The 6,001-nt window shown below is 61.4% G+C and carries 1 protein-coding gene; it reads right to left on the bottom strand.

Annotated features, from left to right (window positions below):
• The coding region (locus VGD45_RS26750; protein WP_331158450.1) for an amino acid adenylation domain-containing protein at window positions 1-6,001 on the bottom strand (6,001 nt) is incomplete at both ends.

Raw genomic sequence — 6,001 nt, 5'->3', positions numbered from 1 at the left:
CTCCTGCCAGACTTGATCGCCATCGCCGCCAAAAACGGTACGCAGCGGTTCGTGCCGCTCGATGATCCGCTGGAATGCTTGCTCGGCAACGGCGATATCGAAGCGCCCCGACACCCGCAGCGCCAACGGCATGTTGTAATGCGCGCCGCCCTCGTCGAGCCGGTCCAGAAACCACATCCGCTGCTGCGCGAACGACAGCGGCACCCGGTTGCCCTGACGCTCCACCATCGTGACCTGCGGACGTTGTGCTTTGCTGGCACTCGCGTCGATCGCTGCAGCCAATGCGGACAGTGTCGTGGTATCGAAAATACGCTTGATATCGAGCTCGATATCGAAGTGCTTGCGCACTTCCGCCACCAGGGGAATGGACAACAACGAGTTGCCGCCCAACGCGAAGAAATTCGCGGTTGCGCCGATCGCTTCTGGCTCGACTTCCAGCAAATCCGCCCAGATCGCGACGAGCCGCTGCTCCGTCCGTGTTCGCGGCGCCACGTACTCCGCTTGCGCTGCATCGGCATCCGGCGCCGGCAAGGACTTCTTGTCGATCTTGCCATTCGGCGTCAGCGGCAACTCTTCCAGCACCACGAACAGCGCCGGCACCATGTACTCCGGCAAGACGCCTCGCAGATGTTCCTCGAGCCGCTGCGTAAGTGCCTGCGTCACGCCACTGCGGTCTGCTCGAGTCGTGACATACGCCACCAACATCTTGTGGCCGGCGACGTCCTCGCGTGCCAGAACGACCGCGGCTCCGACGTCTGGATGTTGCATCAACTGGTTTTCGATCTCGCCGAGCTCGATGCGGAAACCGCGAATCTTGACCTGATCGTCGCTGCGACCGAGATATTCCAGATTGCCGTCCGGCAGGTAACGCACCCGATCGCCCGTCGTGTACAGACGCTCGCCGCTGGCCGGCTCGCTGCGATCATGGAACGGATTGATGATGAACCGTTCCGCGGTCAATTCCGGACGATTCAAGTAGCCGCGCGCCAGGCCGGCTCCGCCAATGTGCAGCTCGCCCGCGACACCGATCGGCACTGGATTACGCTGCGCATCCAATACATACAATTGCGTGTTCGCGAGCGGACGGCCGATCAGCGGTTCCGGCTGCTGGGCCGTGATGTAATGCACTGTCGACCAGATCGTCGTCTCGGTCGGTCCGTACAGATTCCAGAGGGCCGGCATGTGCCGCAGGAGCCGTCCGGCCAAATCGTCCGACAACGCCTCGCCGCCGCACAAGGCTTTCAGTGGCCGGCTCGATCGCGGCCACCCATGATCGGCCAGCATCCTCCATGTCGATGGCGTGGCTTGCATGATCGTGATGCCCCGATGCTCGATCAGTTGGAATAGATGTTCCGGTTGTCGAGCGCTTTCTCGGGTGGCCAGGACCGTCCGCGCGCCAACCGTCAGCGGAAGATAGAGCTCCAATGCGGCAATATCGAATGACAGGGAAGTCACGCTGAGCAGGACGTCGCTTTGATCGATTCCCACGTCCCGCTGCATGCTGTGGAGGAAATTCACCACGGCCTGATGTTCGATCATCACCCCCTTGGGCTGCCCGGTGGACCCGGAGGTGTAGATCACATACGCCAGGTTGCGTGATGACTGATCCGCTGATCGGCGTGGATTCTCCGCCGAACAACGCTGCAGTTCCGACTGCAGCTCGGCGCCATCGAGGCTCAGGACTCGAACACGAGCCTGCTCAGCGAGCAACTGTCCGGCCTGCTCCAGCAACGCGTCCTGCGTCAGCAACCATTGCATGCCGCTGTCTTCGATCATGTAGACCAGCCGCTCGCGCGGATAGCCGGGGTCGAGCGGCACGTAAGCGCCGCCGGCCTTCAAAATACCCAACAGTCCGACCACCATCTCCAGGCTGCGCTCGACACACAGGCCCACCAGCGTGTCCGGGGTCACGCCCGCCCCGCGCAGGTAATGCGCGAGGCGATTGGCTCGGTCGTTTAACTCGGCATACGTCAACCACTCGTCTTCGTACACCACCGCCGTGTGGTTCGGCGTCTTCGCGACTTGCGCTTCAAACAACTCGTGCAGACAATCTTCTTGCGGATATTCCGCGTGGGTAGCATTCCATTCTCGCAGCAGTTGGTACTGTTCCGAGGCCGGCAGCACCGACACACTCAGCACTGATTGCCCTGGCTGCTCCTGCAGCGCGCCGATCAGGCCGGCGAGTGCCGCTTCGAGGTAGCCGATCACATGATGCGGATCGATGCTGTGATCGACCTGCACATCGATCGAGAACTCCTTGTCTGAGTCATCGATGGAGGCAATGAAGGGATAGTTGGTTCTCTCCTGCGCATGAATCAGCGTGATCCCATCATCCATAAACGCGCCCGCCACACTCTGCGAATGCCGATAGTTGAGCAGCGCACTGAACAATGAGGCACTCGCCGCCAGGCCGCTGCATTGCTGAGCGAGCGACAGCGGCGCCTGTTCGTACGGAAGCAACTCACGCAAGGCTTGGTCGACCTGCGCCACCATCTGCACGACCGTCATTCCCTCCAGCCGCAATCGCAACGGCAGCGTGTTGATGAACATGCCCAGCATGTCTTGCACGCCGCTCGTGCCCTGCAGGCGTCCCGACAGAACCGTGCCGAACACCACATCGCTTCGACCGCTGCAGGCCGCGACCACCATCGCCCAGGCGGTATGAAACAGAACCGCTGGGCTGAACTTTTGATGCCGAGCCGTTTGCCGGATGCGCTGTGCCAGGAGCGGATCGAGGGACTTGCGCGCTTCGACAATATCGGTGCCGTCGCCGCGCACGTCGATCAAGTTGAACGGTGCGGTCGACTCTGTGACATCTCCGAGCGTCCTCCTGAAGAAGGTCTCCGCATCGCCGTGCCGGGCCTGATGCAGCGCATGCGCCACGAAGTGCCGGTAGGGAATCGGGCTGGGAAGCCGGTCAGCCTGGCCCGCCAGACAAGCTCGAACCTCTGTTTCCAAAATGACGGCCGAAGTAATGTCTTCGATCAAGTGATGAATCTGCAATAAGACATACAGCTTCGCCGAACGCGGATCCCTGGCCGCACGAATTCGCAGCATCGGCGCCCGCGAAATGTCCATCACCTGCGGCTCGTCGAACCGCGCCCTCATCTGACTCACCGCATCCTGCGCGGGATCGAGCTCGAGCATCTCGATTGGCAGGTCGGCTTGCCGGTACACCACCTGCACCGGCGTGGAGACATCCTCCGAGACTACCGCCGTTCGCAACACGTCATGACGATCGATCACTCGTTGCAGAGCTGCCTTGAGTGCATCGAATCGGGCCCCGTTCTCCACACAGAACAATGTCGACAGCAGGTAAGGATCGTTCTGTCGATGCAGCCGATGGAAGAAGAGCAACCCTGCCTGCAGCGGCGCCAGCGGATAAATGTCCTGGACGTTCTTCGCACCGCCGGGGACGGTGGCAACGATCCGCTCGATCTCCTGCTCGCTCAAACTGACCAGCGGCAGCATGCTCGGCTCGATGCGATCGCACGCCGGCGGAATCAGATTGGCCGGCGCGCTGAACGAACTCTGCTCTGCGGACGCGGCGTCATCCAACGCAGCCGCCAGTGCTCGCAAGCTGGCGGCGCCGTATATTGTCTTCACGTCCGCTTTCAGCCCGATTTGCTGGAGCGACGACACCAACCGCATGACCAGCAGCGAATGTCCGCCCAATGCGAAGAAATTGGCCGTGGTGCTGATCTCTTCCGGCTTCAGTTGCAGCAGCTGCGCACAGAGCTCGACGAGTTGCCGTTCCGTCTGCGTTCGCGCAGCTGCATATTCGATTGCCAGCGAGCTTGCATCCGGGGCCGGCAAGGCCTTTTTGTCGATCTTGCCGCTCGATGTCAGCGGCAATTCGTCCAGCACCACGAACAAGGCCGGCACCATGTAATCCGGAAGCGTGCTTTCCAGGCGAGCTTTGAGCGCTGCGATCAACTCCTGGCCAGAGTCGTGTCCTCCTTGCTTTGTTGTGACGTAGGCCACGAGTCTCTTTTCGCTGCCGCCAACTTCTCTTGCAAGTACCACTGCGGCAGCGACCTGCTCGTGTTGCGTCAGTTGGCTTTCGATTTCGCCGAGCTCGATACGGAATCCGCGGATCTTCACCTGATCGTCGATGCGACCGAGATATTCCAGGTTGCCATCCGGGAGATAACGCACCAGGTCGCCCGTCTTGTACAGGCGCGCACTGCTTTTTGGATGGTTGGGATCGTGAAACGGATTGTCGATAAACCGCTCCGCCGTCAGCTGCGGCCGGTTCAGATAGCCGCGCGCCAACCCCGCTCCCCCCACATACAGTTCGCCCGCGGTACCCAGCGGCGCAAGGCTTCGCTGCAACGTCAATACCACCGCCGACAGATCCGGCAACACGTGGCCGATGACGCTCGGATTGTCTTCGTTGTAGATATCCGCTGACAACAGGCGCCGATACGTCACATGCACGGTCGTTTCGGTGATGCCGTACATGTTGATCAATTGCGGCGCGGCCGCCCCGTGCCGATCGACCCACGGCTGCAGCAGCGCGATGTTCAATGCCTCGCCGCCAAAGATGACGTAGCGCAGGTTCAACGATGCCTGCCGCTCGCCATCGACTGCAATCAACAACTCGAACGCGCGGGGTGTTTGATTCAGGACCGTGACCCGCTCCCGCTCGAGCAGCTCGTAGAAATCCGAAGGGGATCGCGTGACCCAGTGCGGCACCACCACCAGCTGGCCCCCGTGCAACAGGGCTCCCCAGATTTCCCATACCGAGAAGTCAAAGGCGAAGGAGTGGAACAGCGTCCAGATGTCTTGCGAACTGAAGTCGAATTTCGTCGCGCTCGCGGCGAACAGGCGTGTGACATTGCCGTGCTCGATCATCACGCCCTTGGGCAGCCCGGTGGACCCCGAGGTGTAAATTACATACGCCAGGTTGCGTGATGACTGATCCGCTGAGCGGTGAAGATTGTCTGCCGAACGACGCTGCAGTTCCGACTGCAACTCAGCGCCATCGAAGCTAAGGACTCGAACATTCCCGTGCTCGGCGAGCAACCGTCCGATCCGCTCCAGCAACGCGTCCTGCGTCAGCAACCATTGCACGCCGCTGTCTTCGATCAGGTAGGCCAGGCGCTCGCGCGGATAGCCGGGATCGAGCGGCACGTAAGCGCCGCCGGCCTTCAGGATTCCCAGCAAACCCACCACCATTTCCAGGCTGCGCTCGACACACAGCCCCACCAGCGTGTCCGCGGTGACGCCCGCCTCACGCAGGTAATGCGCCAGTCGATTGGCTCGGTCATTCAACTCGGCATACGTCAACCGCTCGTCTTCGTACACCACCGCCGTGTTGTTCGGCGTCTTCGCGACTTGCGCTTCAAACAACTCGTGCAGACAATCCTCTTGCGGATACACCGCCTGCGTGGCATTCCATTCGCGCAGCAGTTGATGCTGTTCCGAGGCCGGCAGCACCGACACACTCAGAACTGATTTCCCTGGCTGCTCTTGCAACGCGCCGATCAGGCCGGTGAGTGCGGCTTCGAGGTAGCCGATCACACGGTGCGGATCGATGCTGCGATCGACTTGCACATCGATCGAGAACTCCTTGTCCGAGTCGTCGATGGAGGCAATGAAGGGATAGTTGGTTCTCTCTTGCGCATGAATGAGTGTGATCCCGGCGTCGTCCGCCGCGGCACCATCCATAAACGGGCCCGCCACACTGTGCGAGTGCCGATAGTTGAGCAGCGCGCTGAACAGTGAGGCATTGGCCGCCAGGCCGCTGCATTGCTGGGCCAGCGACAGCGGCGCCTGTTCGTACGGAAGCAAATCGCGCAAGGCGCGCTCGACCTGCGCCACCATCTGCACGACACTCATCCCCTCCAACCGCAAGCGCAACGGCAGCGTGTTGATGAACATGCCCAGCATGTCCTGCACGCCGCTCGTGCCCTGCAAGCGCCCCGACAGGACCGTGCCGAACACCACATCGCTTCGACCGCTGCAGGCCGCGACCACCATCGCCCAGGCGGTATGA

The organism is Steroidobacter sp. (assembly GCF_036402275.1).
GTDB lineage: Bacteria > Pseudomonadota > Gammaproteobacteria > Steroidobacterales > Steroidobacteraceae > Steroidobacter.
Note: the sequence above shows the minus strand (reverse complement) of the source record. Positions and strands in the feature narration are given on the sequence as shown.